This window comes from Streptomyces sp. NPDC051567 (assembly GCF_044454165.1).
Taxonomy (GTDB): domain Bacteria; phylum Actinomycetota; class Actinomycetes; order Streptomycetales; family Streptomycetaceae; genus Streptomyces.
Genome location: NZ_JBITDK010000007.1, coordinates 113185 through 127684, shown reverse-complemented (window position 1 = coordinate 127684; position 14500 = coordinate 113185). Strand labels below are relative to the sequence as shown.

The 14500-nt window shown below is 74.3% G+C and carries 13 protein-coding genes; 5 read left to right on the top strand and 8 right to left on the bottom strand.

What is annotated here, in order from left to right:
• Positions 1 to 46: 46 nt before the first annotated feature.
• The 6 genes from ACIA5F_RS11020 to ACIA5F_RS10995 form a co-directional block, all read right to left on the bottom strand.
• A complete protein-coding gene (locus tag ACIA5F_RS11020) occupies positions 47 to 1405 on the bottom strand; it encodes a cytochrome P450 (protein WP_399351523.1) in 1359 nt (452 codons plus the stop codon).
• A 206-nt stretch (positions 1406 to 1611) separates the two neighbouring features.
• Positions 1612 to 3087 carry an MATE family efflux transporter gene (locus tag ACIA5F_RS11015; RefSeq protein WP_399351521.1) on the bottom strand — a complete coding sequence of 492 codons (1476 nt, stop codon included), beginning with the start codon at positions 3085 to 3087 and terminating at the stop codon, positions 1612 to 1614.
• Positions 3088 to 3090: 3 nt separating this feature from the next.
• Positions 3091 to 4119 (bottom strand): cysteine synthase family protein, encoded by a 1029-nt coding sequence (locus tag ACIA5F_RS11010; RefSeq protein ID WP_399351519.1) that lies wholly within the window; start codon positions 4117 to 4119, stop codon positions 3091 to 3093.
• Between the two features lie 88 nt (positions 4120 to 4207).
• Entirely contained in the window at positions 4208 to 5611 is a 1404-nt protein-coding gene (locus ACIA5F_RS11005; RefSeq protein WP_399351517.1) for a Y4yA family PLP-dependent enzyme, read from the bottom strand.
• Positions 5602 to 6627 carry an ornithine cyclodeaminase family protein gene (locus ACIA5F_RS11000; protein WP_399351515.1) on the bottom strand — a complete coding sequence of 342 codons (1026 nt, stop codon included), beginning with the start codon at positions 6625 to 6627 and terminating at the stop codon, positions 5602 to 5604. The genes ACIA5F_RS11005 and ACIA5F_RS11000 overlap by 10 nt, the downstream gene beginning before the upstream one ends.
• A gap of 47 nt (positions 6628 to 6674) precedes the next feature.
• Entirely contained in the window at positions 6675 to 7670 is a 996-nt protein-coding gene (locus ACIA5F_RS10995; RefSeq protein ID WP_399351513.1) for a TauD/TfdA family dioxygenase, read from the bottom strand.
• 313 nt (positions 7671 to 7983) lie between these two features.
• On the opposite strand from ACIA5F_RS10995, the gene ACIA5F_RS10990 reads away from it, so the two are divergent.
• The 4 genes from ACIA5F_RS10990 to ACIA5F_RS10975 all read left to right on the top strand — a co-directional run bounded on the left by ACIA5F_RS10990 (position 7984) and on the right by ACIA5F_RS10975 (position 13044).
• Positions 7984 to 9546, top strand: a complete 1563-nt coding sequence (locus tag ACIA5F_RS10990; protein WP_399351511.1) for an ABC transporter substrate-binding protein — start codon at positions 7984 to 7986, stop codon at positions 9544 to 9546.
• Between the two features lie 116 nt (positions 9547 to 9662).
• Positions 9663 to 10553, top strand: coding sequence for an ABC transporter permease (locus ACIA5F_RS10985; protein ID WP_399351756.1), 891 nt, complete (start codon positions 9663 to 9665; stop codon positions 10551 to 10553).
• A gap of 116 nt (positions 10554 to 10669) precedes the next feature.
• A complete protein-coding gene (locus tag ACIA5F_RS10980; RefSeq protein WP_399351754.1) occupies positions 10670 to 11461 on the top strand; it encodes an ABC transporter permease in 792 nt (263 codons plus the stop codon).
• Entirely contained in the window at positions 11458 to 13044 is a 1587-nt protein-coding gene (locus ACIA5F_RS10975; RefSeq protein ID WP_399351509.1) for an ABC transporter ATP-binding protein, read from the top strand. The genes ACIA5F_RS10980 and ACIA5F_RS10975 overlap by 4 nt, the downstream gene beginning before the upstream one ends.
• 70 nt (positions 13045 to 13114) lie before the next feature.
• On the opposite strand, the gene ACIA5F_RS10970 is transcribed toward ACIA5F_RS10975, so the two are convergent.
• Positions 13115 to 13663, bottom strand: coding sequence for a hypothetical protein (locus ACIA5F_RS10970; protein WP_399351507.1), 549 nt, complete (start codon positions 13661 to 13663; stop codon positions 13115 to 13117).
• A gap of 144 nt (positions 13664 to 13807) precedes the next feature.
• Between ACIA5F_RS10970 and ACIA5F_RS10965 the strand changes: the two genes are divergently transcribed.
• Complete coding sequence (locus tag ACIA5F_RS10965) at positions 13808 to 14032, top strand: hypothetical protein (RefSeq protein WP_399351505.1); 225 nt, start codon at positions 13808 to 13810, stop codon at positions 14030 to 14032.
• 69 nt (positions 14033 to 14101) lie between these two features.
• Here ACIA5F_RS10965 and ACIA5F_RS10960 read toward each other — a convergent pair whose 3' ends face one another.
• Entirely contained in the window at positions 14102 to 14485 is a 384-nt protein-coding gene (locus tag ACIA5F_RS10960; protein WP_399351503.1) for an ArsR/SmtB family transcription factor, read from the bottom strand.
• Positions 14486 to 14500 lie beyond the last annotated feature (15 nt).

Genomic DNA, 14500 nt, shown 5'->3' with positions numbered 1-14500 from the left:
ACCCCCCCCGGAACCCCGCCCCGGACCCCCCCCGGAACCCCGCCCTTCACGGCGCGGCTCGTCCCCCGGGTGCGGAGGCCGCCGGGGCGAGGGTCGCGGGGGTCGGGCCGTCGGGGCGGACGGTGATGCTGTACGCGGCTCCGGAGGGGCGGGAACGGAAGACCGGGACATGCGCGGGGAGCAGGAGTTCGAGGAGGACGGTCGACTCGCGCAGGGCGAACTGAAGGCCCAGGCAGGCGCGGGGACCCAGCCCGAAGGGCAGGTAGGCGCCCGGCCGGGTGGGACGGCCGTCCGGGACGGTGAAGCGCCCCGGGTCGAAGTGCTCGGGGTCCCGCCACAGGCCGGGGGTGCGGTGGGTGAGGTACGGGCAGACCAGCACGTCGGTGCCCGCCGTGATCGCGTAGCCCGCCAGGGTGTCGTCCTCGGTGGCGTACCGGGGCAGTATCCACGCGGACGGGTAGAGCCGGAGCGTCTCGCTGATCAGCGCCTGGACGGCCTCCCGGCGCTCCGGCGAGCCTTCCCCGCCGGCGGCGAGCGCGTCCTCGCGGGCCGTGGGGTGACGGTCGAGGAGCAGGTACAGCCAGGTCAGCGTGGTGGCGGTGGTCTCGTGACCGGCGACCAGCAGGGTGACCAGCTCGTCGCGCAGCAACCGGTCGGTGTACTCGGGGTGTTCGGCGCGGGCGTCGACCAGCGTCTTCAGCAGTCCCGGCCCGTCGGGCCCCACCGTTCCGGCACGGGCGGCGGTCACGGCGCGGCGGGCGACCGCGTCGATCCTGGCCAGGTCGCGGGCGACGGCGTCCCGGGCGTCGGCGACATCGACGGGCAGGGTCGGCAGCGCGGCCACCACGGTGGCGACGGCGGTCAGTTCCTGCGCGGTGACGGCGTCCAGGGGATGCCCGGTGAGCGAGCGCCAGATGGTGTCCAGGGCGAAGCGGCGCATCTCCTCGCCGAGGTCGAAGGTCTCCCCCGTGCGCGCGTACCCGGCCCAGCGCCCGGCGGTGGTCCGGGCCGCCTCGGCGATCCGCCGCTCGTAGCGGCGCATCCCCGTCCCGGTGAACTGGGACTGGAGCAGCCGCCGTTGCCGTTTCCACGCCTCGCCGGTCGCGGCCAGGACGCCGTCGCCGATCAGCAGGCGGGCGCGGTGGGAGCGTTTGACGTACCGGTCGGGGTGCAGGGCCAGGACGTGGCGGACCGCCGGGGGATCGGTGACCAGCACGGTCGGGTGCGGCCCGAGACGTAACGCGGCGACCCCGCCGACCCGCTCCCGGGCCTGTGCCAGCAGGCCGACCAGCTCGCCCCCCTCGGCGCGCCACCGCTCCACGTACGCGGAGTCGAGCTCGGGGACCGGCCGGCCCGGTCCGGCCCGCCGGGGGGTGACCGGCTCGCCGCCTGCGTCGGTGATCAAGGGTCCTTCTCCTGCCCGGCCGCGTACCCGGCCCTGAGGGAGCATCGTCGGCACGGACTGTACGGGCAGACGCGGGCACGGTGACAGAGCGCCCGGGGGGCGTTCCCCCGGGGCGGACCGCGCGAGGACGGCAGCGCCCGCCGGACCGGGTCCGGCGGGCGCGGGCTTCAGCGGCGGCCGTCAGCGGGCCGAGGAGGCGGGGCCGCTCACACCGGGGCGGGGAGGGCCTGGGCGTGGAGGGTCAGGGAGCGGGAGTAGCGGCGCAGCAGGAGCAGGGCCGTGGCGGCGAGGCCGGTGAGGAGGCCGAGCCAGATGCCGAGGGTGTCCAGGTGCAGCGGGTAGGCCAGGAGCCAGGCGGCGGGCAGTCCGATGGCCCAGTACCCGACGAGGGTGATGCGGAAGCCGCTCCTGGTGTCGTCGAGGCCGCGCAGCAGCCCGACGCCGATGTTCTGGGCGCAGTCGAAGAACTGGAGGAAGGCGGTGACGATCAGGAGCTGGGTGGCGAGGGTGAGCGCCTCCCCGGAGCCGGAGCCGGAGCCGAGGAAGGGCGCCAGGACCAGCCGGGGGATCGTCAGGTAGAGGATGGCGACGACGGTCATCACGGCGGCGGCGCAGGCCAGGGCCGTGTTCTTGAGGCGGCGGGCGTCGTCGTGGCGGCCGAGGGCCAGTTCGCGGCTGACGTTGATGGAGGCGGCGTGCGAGAGGCCCACCGCGACCTGGAAGACGATGTAGACGAGCTGGTTGACGGCGGTGTGCGCGGCGAGGGCATCGGGCCCGAAGGAGCCCGCCATCAGGGCGGTGACCGAGAAGAACCCGGCCTCGGAACCGTAGGTCGCGGCGATCGGTATGCCGAGGGCGACGAGCCGCCTGACGGTGGCGGGGTCCGCCTTGGTGACGTCGAGGGTGAGGAGCGGCGCCAGCTCCTCGTCCTTCTTCGCCGAGACGTAGAGGGCCAGGAAGGAGAGCAGGTACACCAGGGAGGTGGCGACGCCGATGCCGGTGAGTCCCATGGCCGGCAGGCCGAAGGAGCCGTAGATCAGCACCCAGTTCAGGCCCGCGTTGACGGCGATGGAGGCGATGGTGATCTGGAGGAGGGCCTGGGGGCGGCGCATGCCGACGGTGAACTGGCGGACGGCCTGGAACCACAGGCAGGGCAGCAGCCCGGGGGCCAGGGCCAGCAGCATCGTCTGCGTCAGCTGGACGACCTCCGCGTCCTGGCCGAGCCAGATCAGGGCCTGCCCGATGAGGATCATGAGGAGGGCCCCGGCGACACCGGCGAGCGTGGCGACGGCCAGGCTCGCGCGGACGATCCCGCGCACCTCCTCCTGCGCCGCCCCGCCCCCGGGACCGTCGCTCCCGCCCCCGCCACCCGCCGGACCGCCCGCCCCGGAACGCTTCCCGGAACCCGCCCCGGAGCCCTCGCCGCCTCCGGCCGCCAGCTCGGCGCGGGCCGCCGCCGCGGCTATCTGGTTGCCGACGGAGGTGACCAGACCGACACCCATGGTGCGGATCTGGTTGAAGATGACGAAGGCGAGGCCGCCGGCGGCGAGTTCCCGGGTCCCGAGGAAACCCATCATCACCGTGCCGGTCGTGGTGAGGGCCACTTGGGCGAGCTGGGTGAGGATGAGCGGGACGGCGAGGAGCCCGAGGGCCCGGCTGTCGCGGAGGAGGGCGGTCAGCATGGTTTATCGGTTCCCGCGGAGTTTGGTGAGGAGTTCGTCGATTTCCCGCTCGGCCTCCGGGTCGAGGAGGTCGCGGGCCTGCATCCAGTCGTCGTCGAAGACGGTGTCCATGTACTTCTCGCCACCGTCGTTGACGAGGGCGACCATAGTCGTACCCGGGGGCAGGGACGACAGCCGGGTCAGGGCCTCGTGGACGACGCCACCGGCGGAGCCGCCGATGAGGAGCCCCGTACGGGCGACCGCGCGGCAGGTGGCGAACGCCTCGACGTCGCCGACCTTGACGCCCTCGTCGATGAGGGCGAAGTCGACCAGGGCGCCGATCTCCGCGCCCTCGGGGGTGCCGGTGCCGGACTGGTAGTAGTCGTGGGCGGGCCCGCCGAAGGCGATGGAACCCTTGGGCTCGACCCCTATGACGGTGAAGCCGGACATGAGCTTGTTCAGCTCCCGGCTCGTGCCGCACAGCGCGCCGCCGGTGCCCACCGCGCCGATGAGGACGTCGATCCGCCCGTCGAGGGCCTCGTGGAGCTCGTGCGCGACGGGGAAGTAGCCGACCCCGTTGGCGGGGTTGTTGTGCTGCTCGGTGAAGACGGTGTTCTCCTGGCCGCGGGCCATGTCCTCGGCGAGTTCCTCGCGGGCGGCGGTGGCCAGCTCCTCGGTGCCGTCCTCGTCCACGTAGACGAGTTCGGTGCCCAGGGCCTTCATCCCGCGCAGTTTGTCGGCGCAGGCGTGGTGGTCGACGACGGCGGTGAAGGTGTAGCCGCGCTCGGCGGCGATGACGGCGAGGCCGAGACCGGTGTTCCCCGACGTGGACTCGATGATCCGGCCGCCGGGCCCCAGCTCGCCCGCCTGCTCGGCGGCGGTGACCATCGCCCGCGCCATACGGATCTTCGCGGTGCCGGTGGGGTTGAACATCTCCAGTTTCAGCAGCAGACGGCTGCCGGTCTCGGTGCGGGCCAGCTCCAGCAGGGGGGTGCAGCCGATCAGATCGGACACGCGGGAGACCACGGCGGGACGCTGCGGGGCTCCGGGCATCGGTAACTCCATGAAGTCGAGGGGGATCGGGGACGCGCGGGGTGGCAGGGGGGGGCGGTGGGCCGCGGGGGTGCGTGCGCGCGGTGCGTCAGGTGAAGTGGCGGTCCAGCCGCCAGCGCGGCCGGGGCCGGTCGGTCCGGTCGACGACGATCTTGGGCGGCAGGGCCAGGTCGTGGAAGGGGGACTCGTTGGAGTCCATCTGGTAGCCGGCCGTGTTGGGGTAGACGAGCAGGTCGCCCGTGCGGGGGCGGCGGGGGAAGGGGATCTTCCGCCAGGTCAGCAGGTCCGACTCCAGGCAGGTGGACGCCCCGACGCTCGCCGGGAACGTGCCCGGGGAGGAGGTGCCCGGCGGGGAGGTGCCGGGGGCCCCGTCCGCGTCGTCCTGCGGGAGGAGGACCGGGTCGGGCAGGTACTCGCTGTTGAACCACTGCTCGGACAGGCTCAGGCTCGTCCCGTCCACGGTCAGGATCAGGTAGCCGTCGCGCTCCTTGACGCCCTGGATGCGGAAGACGGTCGCCCCGGCCTGGTGGAGCAGGGCCCGCCCGGGTTCCAGGAGCAGCAGGACGCCCGCCTCCCGCAGCAGCGCGGACAGGGGCCGCGCGTGGCCTTCGGGCCGGGTGGCGAGCAGTGCGGCCAGGGCGCCGGCGCCGGCGACGGGGGAGTGGTAGGGGTAGAAGTCGCCGGTGTGGAAGGTCTTGCCCGCGTGGTAGTGGCGGCTGTCGTGCTCGGCGAGGAAGGTGTGCCAGCTGTCGGCGTCGGTGTAACTGATGGGCAGGCCGCCGCCGATGCTGATCCGGGACGCCTCCAGCCCCTGGACGCGGGCCTTGAGGCACAGCTCGACGAGGCGGGCCGCGAGGTCGGCCCGCGGCTGGAGGGCGTAACCGGACAGGTGGAAGCTGAAGCCTTCCATCCGCAGGGCGTCCCCGGCCCGGACACAGCGTTCCAGCGCGGTGGCCAGCTCCGCCTCGTCGAGCCCGAAGCGGCTGTGGGGCTGGGCGGGCGGCAGGACGCGCAGCAGGACACGGGCCGGGCGGACGCCCCCGGTCAGGACACCGGTGATCAGGGTGTCGAGCTCGTCGAGGGCGTCGACGGCGATCAACGCCCCGTGCTGGACGGCCAGATGGAGCAGCGTCCGGTCCTTCGCGGGGCCGGTGACGACCAGGTGTTCCCCCCGTACGCCGTGGCCCAGGGCCTCGCGCAGCTCGGCGACGGAGGCCACGTCCACGCCCGCGCCGCCCGCCGCGGCGCGTTCGACGAAGACGGCGGCCTTGTTGGCCTTCTTCGCGAAGTACACGAAACCGTCGACCCCGGCCGCGTCGAGCGCCTCCCGGGCGGCCCGCAGGCTGGCGTCGAAGGCGTCGGGCAGCAGGAAGTGGAAGGGGCCGCCGAACGCGTGGGCCAGTTCGGGCAGGAGCCCGCTCGCCAGCACCCGGTCGGTGGCCTCGTCGGGCAGCGCCGGCAGGGTGGGCCGGTGTGCGTCGTTCACCGCCACAGCGCGACCTCGGTGCCCAGGCCCTGGGCGAGGGCGAGCTGCGCGAAGCGGTGGCCGAGGGCGATGTCGGTGACGACGAGGCCGCTGTTGTAGGCGAAGATCCGCTCGGTGGGGCCGGTCCGGCCCGCGCTCAGGCCCGCGAGGACGGGCGGGAACTCGGAGTCGACCGACGGGAGTTTGCCTTCGGCGTCGGCCATGTCCGTGCCGGTCACGTTCATCTGCGCCTCGCTGGTGGCGATGACGCGGTCGGCCTCGTGCAGGGTGGAGGGCGCCAGCCCGTGGCCGACGAGGACGGACAGCGCGCCGGGCCCCAGCCAGGACGCCTCGACGGCGGCCGGGGTGTGGCCGCCCGCGGTGGCGATGACGACGTCCGCGTCCGCGGCGGCGGCCCGCAGGTCGGTGACCAGCTCCACGTCCCGGTCCGGGAAGTGGGCCCGCAGTTCGGCGCGGACCGCGGCGATGCCCTCGGGGTGGGTGCCGGACAACAGCAGCCGGTCGAGGTCCGGCAGGGTGGTGAGCAGGAACGGCAGCGCGAGCCGGCCCTGGGTCCCGGTGCCGATGACCAGGGCGGTGCGGGCGCCGGGGGCGGCCAGCTCGCGGGCCAGCAGGGCCGAGACGGCCGGGGTGCGCAGGGAGCCGATGCGGGAGCAGTCCATCATCGCGACGGGCAGGCCGGTGACGTCGTCGTAGAGCGTCAGCGAGGTGTAGTAGTGCTGCTCCTCGCGGCCCTTGTCGAGACCGTGCTTGTACGAGGTCTTGATCGCCACGACATCGCGGGAGCCGTCGCGGCCCAGCATCGCGTAGGAGACCGAGTGCCCGTCCTGCGGCTTGACGGTCAGTTTGCGGGGGTTGTCGGACAGGCCCGCCTGGAGGGTCCGGTAGGCGCCCTCCACGGTGGCCACCACATCGGCCAGGGATATGTCGATGCCCGCGAGGTCGGTGGTGGACAGGATGCGCAGGTGGGTGTCGTCGCCGGGTGCCGGGGTGGTGGCGGGGGCGGCCGGAATGTCGGTCATGGTGAGGTCTTCCTCCGGTGCGGTGCGGGTGTTCAGCTCACGGGTGTTCAGCTCGCGTGCGCTTCGAGCGCGCTCTGCCCGTATCCGTGCTCGTCCGCTTCGGCCCCGGGGCGGGTACGGCGGCCGGCTGTGCGGACCGAGGCGCGCTTGAGCCAGCGGTCGGTGCCGTCGTAGCGTGCCCGGAAGGGGACGCGGCCATGCACGACGAGGTCGTTGTCGACGACCAGGATGTCGCCGGGGGTCAGGCTGACCGCGACCGAGACCCGGGCGAGTTCGGCCGAAAGTCGCCCGTACGCGGACCGGTAGGCGTCGTCGGCCCTGTCCAGCGGGGTGTAGGCGGGGTCGAAGCGCAGGGTCAGGCCCTCCTCGGTGGCGAAGAGCGCGGGGACCGCGGGCGGCGCCTGGTCGGCGTAGCCCTGGGCCTCGTCGTAGGCGTCGTCGGGCAGGATCGGCAGCGCGGGCCGGGTGAGGAGGTCGACGTCCTCGTCGGCGAGCCGGGTCAGGCGGATGCTGGCGGCGGTGGTGGCGACGGCGTCGTGGTTGCGCATGCAGCCGAGCATCAGCAGGTGGGCGCGGCCGGGGTGGAAGGCGTCCTCGGTGTGCGGGCTGAGCAGGACGGTGCTGCTGGCGCCGGTCTGTTCGCTCTCGTGGCCCGGCGAGGGAACGATGTTGTGGACGAAGCGCCCGTTCTGCTGGCCCTCCCAGGCGATGGGGTTGCCCATCACGGTGGCGAGCAGGAGGAGGGCGATGTCGTGGATCGCGCCGCTGTCACCCGCGGTGGCCCAGCTCGACGGCGTGGCGCCGATGGCTTCGTCGTCGACGTCGAGGCCGCGCAGGACGAACAGGCCGTCGGCGGTGTCGACGGGGCGGCAGTGTCCGCGCAGGGTCTCGCCGAGACCGCCGGCGGTCTCGGCGACGCGTGCCAGGAGTGCGGGGCTGGTGGCGGAGGTGCCGAATTCGGCGAGGAGTTTCTCCGCGGCCCGGCGGAGTTCGCCCACGCTGTGGGCATCGAGCTGGCGGACTGGTGCGGCTGCCGTGCTCATGGCGAAGAGGTCCGTTTCGTCGGATGGCAGGGGAACACCGGTTCCAGGTCACGCGTCTCTCGCAGCCGGGCGGCGAGCAGGCGTAACGTGCAGGGCGCGAAAGGCGGTTGACGCCCGGAAAAGGGCCTGCGGGACCGGCGAACGACTCGAACGCTAGCATCGAACTCAGGTAAGGCAAACCTTACTCATCGGTCACCTGGGGTGCAGATTTGGACATGCGTGCTCATTGCGGTCGGCAAGTTGCGGAAATGATTGTCATTAGGGTAGGCAACCCTCAACACCACCCGAGTTGCTCAGCGGATCGAGGACGTACGTGAACTTCAACAGGCGCCAAGTGCTGTGGGCCGGCGGGGCGATAGGCACGGCGGCCCTCCTGGCCGCCTGCTCCTCGGGAAGCGGGACCACCCAGGCCGGGCCCGGCGCCCCGGCCGGCGACGGCAAGCCCAAGCCCGGCGGCACCCTGCGCATCGGCGCCCTCGGCCGCGCCGGAGCCATCACCCGCGACCCCCACGGAGTCCAGGCCAACGAGAGCGACTACCTCGTCCTCGCCCTCGTCTTCGACCCCCTCGTGATACCCGGCGCCACCTCCACCACCGCGCCCCGCCTGGCCGCCTCCTGGCAGCCCTCGGCCGACCTGAAGACCTGGCGCTTCACCCTCGCCCAGGGCGCCACCTTCCACGACGGCACCCCGGTCACCGCCGACGACGTCGTCTGGTCCCTGCGCCGCCTGCGCAACACCCCCTCCGGCGCCTCCCGCCTGCCCGGGGTCAAGAGCGCCGACAGCATCACCGCCGACGGCACCGGAGCCGTCGTCATCGTCACCGAGTACGCCAACGCCGAGTTCCCCCTCCTCGCCCGGTTCTCCACCTTCGTCATGAAGAAGGACACCCCCGACGACGCGCTCGACAAGGCCCCCGGCACCGGCCCCTTCACGCTCGACTGGTACCGGGGCGGCAACGCCCGCCTGGTGAAGAACGACAAGTGGTACGGCGGCTCCGCCCACCTCGACGCCATCGAGGTCACCATGTTCGAGACCCCGCAGGCGATGGCCAACGCCCTGCTCGCCGGACAGATCGACGTCGCCTCCAACGCCGGAGCCGTCGCCGCCCGCACCGCCGAGGCCCGCAAGGACGTCCAAGTCCTGCGCCGGCCCAACGACATGGCGATGCCCATCGTCATGCGCACCGCACCCGGCAGCCCCTTCGCCGACCCGCGGGTGCGCGAGGCCATGCGCCTGGTCGCCGACCGCGACGCGATGGTCAAGCAGGTCCTGTCCGGCTACGGCACCGTCGCCAACGACATCATGGGCACCGGCGACCCCCACCTCGCCAAGGACATCCCCCAGCGCCGCCGCGACCTGACCAGGGCCAGGCAGCTCCTGACCGAGGCCGGATTCGACCTCTCCCGCACCTACGACCTGGTGACCACCGAGGACATCTCCGGACTCGCCGAGTCCGCGACCCTCTTCGCCAACCAGGCCCGCGAGGCCGGAGTCAAGATCCAGGTCGTCAAGCAGGAATCCGGCGCCTTCTGGGACAAGACCTGGAAGACCGGCGACTTCTACACCACCTACTGGGGCACCAACGACTCCGTCGTCTTCTTCGCCTCCAAGACCATGGCGAGCGAGGCGGGCCAGAACGAAGCGGGCTGGGCCGACCCGGGCTTCGACGCCGCCTACCGCAAGGTCATCGCCACCGTGGACGAGAAGGAACGCGCCACCGCCCTCAAGGAACTCCAGCAGATCCAGCACGAACGCTCCGGCTACCTGCTCTGGGGCACGGCCGACGGCATCGACCTCGCCGCCGCCAAGGTCAAGGGCCTGCCCGAGCTGGCCGGATACGGCCGCGTCCAGCTTGAGAACGTGTGGCTGAGTTGAGCCGCACCACCCGGGAGCACGCGGCCACCGCCCCCGCCCCGGCGGGGGCGGCCACCGCACCGCACCGCGCCCGCCCCCTGCTGCGCCTCGCGACCGCCGCCGTCCGGCGCGCCCTCATGCTGGTCGTCCTGCTCGCCGCCGTCTTCGCCGCCGTCGAACTGCTGCCCGGCGACGCGGCGAGCGCCGGCTCCGAACGCGGCGAGAGCGCCGCCGACATCGAGGCCCGCCGCCACCTGCTGGGCCTGGACCGCCCGGTCTGGGAACGCTTCGCCGACTGGATGACGGCCCTGCCCACCGGCGACCTCGGCACCAGCGCCCGCGGGCAGAAGGTCACCGAGCTGCTCGCCGACCCCCTCCCCAACACCCTCCTCCTGGGCACGACGGCCTTCGCCCTCACCGTCGTCGCCTCCCTCACCCTGGGCTGCTGGGCCGCCTCCCGCCCCGGCAGCCTCACCGACCGCCTCGTCGGACACGCCTCCACCGCCTCCTTCGCGGTACCCGAGTTCGTCGTCTCCGTCGGACTGCTCCTCGTCCTCTCCCTGTGGACCGGCTGGCTCCCCGCCGTCACCCTCACCGGCGCCGACGGCTCCCTCGCCTCCTGGACCATGCTGGTCATGCCGGTCCTGGCCCTGGTCGTCCCGCAGACCGGCTGGAACACCCGGATCGTCCGCGGCGCCCTGGCCGACCAGGCCCGGACCCCGCACGTCGAGGCCGCCCACCTCGACGGACTGCCCCCGCACCGGGTCGTGCTCCGGCACGCCCTGCCCGGCGCGGTCCCCGCGATCGCCACCGGCATCGCCACCTCCACCGGCATGCTGCTGGGCGGCGCCGTCGTCGTGGAGACCCTCTTCAACTACCCGGGCATCGGCACCCTCCTGGCCTCGGCGGTCAGCAGCCGCGACACCCCGCTCATCGCCGGGGTCGTCGCCTGCGCGGGAGCCGTCATCAGCCTCGTCCTGCTCGCCGCCGACCTGCTGCGCGCCCGCATCCTGGGAGAACGCCCGTGAGCGCCGAAGCACCCACCACCCCACCGGCCGACGCGACCACCACCGCCCCGGCCGACGGGGAGACCACCGCCCCCGCCACCGGCCGCACCCGGCCCGCCCGCACCACGGCCCGCACCCTGCGCCGCGTCGCGCCCGGACTCCTCCTGCTCCTCCTGGCCCTGGCCGGCCCCTGGCTCGCCCCCCACCCCTTCGACACCCCGGTCACCGCCCCCTACGCCGCCGCCGGGGACGGGGCGCCGCTCGGCGGCGACCAGCTCGGCCGCGACGTACTGAGCCGCCTCCTGCACGGCGGCACCGCACTGATCGCGGGCGCCCTGCTCATCGCCGTCGTCGTCACCGCCGCCGCCACCGTGCTGGGCTGCCTCGCCGCCCTGCGCCCCGCCCTCGGCCGCGCCATCGAGCGCACCGCCGACGTCTTCATCCTGCTCCCGCCGGTCCTCGGCATCATGCTCATCGCCCTGGCCTGGCCGGCCGGCGGGCGCTGGGCCGTCATCGCCGCCGCCGTCGTCCTCGGCACCCCGTACGCCGTACGGATCGTCGCCTCCGCCGCCGCACCCCTGGCCCGTGCCGGGTACGTCGAGGCCGCCACCGCCCGGGGTGAGCGGCTCTCCTACATCGCCCTGCGCGAACTGCTGCCCAACCTGCGGGCCACCGTGCTCGCCCTGTTCGGCCTGCGGTTCGTCGAAGCCGTCTACGTCATCTCCATGGCCGGTTTCCTCCAGATCGGCCCCCGGCCCCCGGCCGCCGACTGGTCCCTGATGATCCGTGAGAACGCCCCCGGCATCCTCCTCAACCCCTGGGCCGTCCTCGCCCCGAGCCTGGCCATCGCCGTCCTCGCCATCAGCTTCAACCTCGCCTCCGCCTCCCTCGCCTCCCACTCCGCACGCAAGGCGGTGACCACCCCGTGAGCGATACCGCACCCACCGCACCCACCGCACCCACCGAGGACCTCCGGCCCCGGCCGTCCGCACGGCCGCCCGTGGCCTCGGCCACCGGCCTCGGCATACGCATACCCGGCGGGCCGGTCCTGCTCCGGCCCACCTCCCTGACCATCGGACCCGGCCAGGTCACCGCCCTCACCGGCCCCTCCGGCTCCGGCAAGACCACCCTGCTGCGCGCCCTGATCGGACACCTCCCCGAGGGCGCCGTCGCCGCCGGAACCCTGGAGGTCCTGGGCGAACGGCCCGGCGCACTCGACCCCGCCGCACTGCGCCGGCTGCGCCGCACCCGCGTCGCCTACGTCGGCCAGGACCCCGGCTCCGCGCTCAACCCCCGGATGAAGGTGGCCCGGATCGTCGCGGAGACCGCCACCGACCCGGGTGAGGAGGCCGTCCTCGCCCTCCTGCGCGAATGCCGCCTCCCGGTCGACGACGGCCTCCCCGACCGCCGCCCCACCGCCCTCTCCGGCGGCCAGCAGCGCCGCGTCGCCCTGGCCCGCGCCCTGGCCCGCACCCCCGAGATCCTCCTCCTCGACGAGCCCACCGCCGGACTGGACCCGGCCCTGCGCGACGAGATCGCCGGGCTCCTGCGCGACCTCGCCGCCACCCGGGGCCTGGCCGTCGTCATGGCCTGCCACGACCCCGAACTCGTCGCCGCCTGCGCCGACCACGTCGTCCGCCTCACCGCCGCGGCCCCGCCCGGCCCGGGTTCCCCCGGGCCCGCCCCGGGCGGACCTGCCCCGGAGAGCCCTGCCGTGGCGGAGGGGCTGGTTCCGGGGGAGGGGCTGGCCGCACAGGGCGTCAGCGTCGCCTTCACCCACCGGGGCAGCCGCCACCAGGCCCTGGACGCGGTGGACTTCACCGCCGCGCCCGGCTCGGCCACCGGCATCGTCGGCCCCTCCGGCTCGGGCAAGACCACCCTGCTGCGGGTGCTGGCCGGACTGCACCCCGCGGACTCGGGCACGCTCACCCTGGGCGGCCACCCCCTCGCCGCGGCGGTCCGCAAACGCCCCCGCGCCCACCACGCCCGTATCCAGCTCGTCCCCCAGAACCCTCTGGACGCGCTGAACCCCTCCCGCACCGTCGGCGCCGCCCTGGCCCGCCCCCTGCGCCTGCACGCGGGCTCCGCCGACCGGCCGGTCGCCGCACAGGTCACCGCGCTGCTGGAACAGGTCGAGCTCCCGGCCGGCTTCGCCGACCGCTACCCCGGCGAGCTGTCCGGCGGCCAGCGCCAGCGCGTCTCGATCGCCCGCGCCCTGGCCACGGCCCCGGACGTCCTGCTGTGCGACGAGATCACCTCGGCCCTCGACCCCCGGACGGCGGCCACCGTCATGGAACTGCTGCGACAGCTACGTGCACGGCGCCGGATGACCGTCGTCCTCGTCAGCCACGAACTGCACCTCGTCGCCACCCACACCGACACCGTGCACCTCCTGGAGGCGGGCCGCCTGGTGGCCCACGGCCCCACCACGATGCTGCTCCCCCCCGGCCCACAGGCTCCGGAACCCCCCGCCGGGGTCCGCCCCGCCCCCACGGCGACCCGGGGCGGCTGACCACCCCGTCACCCCCCACCACCCCCGCCCGCCCCGCAGGCCGGTGACGTCCCGGCCGGGGCGCGGGCCGTTATGCGGTGGAGGTGTCCCGGGGCCCGGGTGGTGGCCGGGTGTCCAGGAGGACCCACAGCCGGCGTCCGTCGGGGGCCGCGTCCGTCCCGCAGCTGATCGCGCCGGGCACGGCGGCGAGCCGTGCGGGCACGGCGTCGTCGCCCGGCGCCCCGGCGCGGTGGCTGAGGGCCACGACGAGCAGCATCCGGTCCTGGTCGGCGACGTGGAGGCTCAGCTGCTTGCCGCCCTCCGCGACGGCCGTCTCCACCAGCAGGCCCACGGCCCGGTCCAGGGTCTCGTCCGAGGGGTGCCGGTAGCCCCAGCCGCGCACCGCCCCGCCGACCCGGGCGCGCGCCTTGCCCACCGCCCAGCGGTCCGAGGCGAACACCCAGTTCACCGACCGCCTGCCGCGGATCGCCATGCGCGCACGCGCGGGCACGGCCACCTCGCCCACCTGCCCCGCGCCCGCCTCCCGAGGCGAGGACCCGCCCGGCGGGTGTGCCGGTGCCGGCACCGGCGCCGTGTCCCCGGCGGGCTGTGTCACCTGGGGCGGCCCGGAATCCGTCATGCCGCAACGCTACGGGCTCCGTGCGGGGAGCAGGAGGGGATCGTGCCAACACGCCCCGCCCGGCCCTCCGGTGGGAACCCGCCCGTACGCGCCACGGCCGGTACTACTGTTGCTGCCCGCAGCCGTCTGTTGGGGGTACGTGTGTTGCCGGAAGTGACCGTGGACGAGTGCACCACCTGCGGGGCCGAGGTCAAGGGCCTCTTCCACCGCTGGTCCTGCCGGGAGTGCGGGACCTCCTCCCCGTACGTCGCGCCGCCCGGGGAGTACGCGGCGGCGCTGACCAACGACGTGTCGAGCCGGGGCGTGAGGCCGCACCACCGCTGCAAGGAGGTGCACTGCGTGTGCCCGCGTAACGACTCCGTCAGGTGAGGACCCCGCCCGGCCGCGTCCGGGCGCCGCGTGCGCCACGGCCGCCGCCGGGCCGTGACGCCCCGGAGGTCATCCGCGTGCGGCCCGTACCGCCTCGGCCGGGGTGTCGCGCAGGCCCAGGCGCAGGTGTTCCACGTGGTAGAGGGCCTGGTCGAGGAGTTCGGCGACGTGGTGGTCGTAGAGGGCGTAGACGATCGAGCGGCCCCGCCGTTCGCCGGTGACCAGGCCGAGGTTGCGCAGCAGGCGGAGCTGGTGGGAGCAGGCGGAGGCCTCCATGTCGACGGCCTCGGCGAGATCGCCGACGGCGCAGGGGCCTTCCTGGAGGCGGGCGAGGATGCGCAGCCGGGAGGGGGTGGCGAGCGCCTGGAGGGTGGCGGCGACGTCGGCGGTGCCCACGGCGTCGAGGCGCTCGCGGGTGGTGGCGGTGTTCCTGTCGTCCGTTCCGTGACCCATGGGGTCCATCCTACC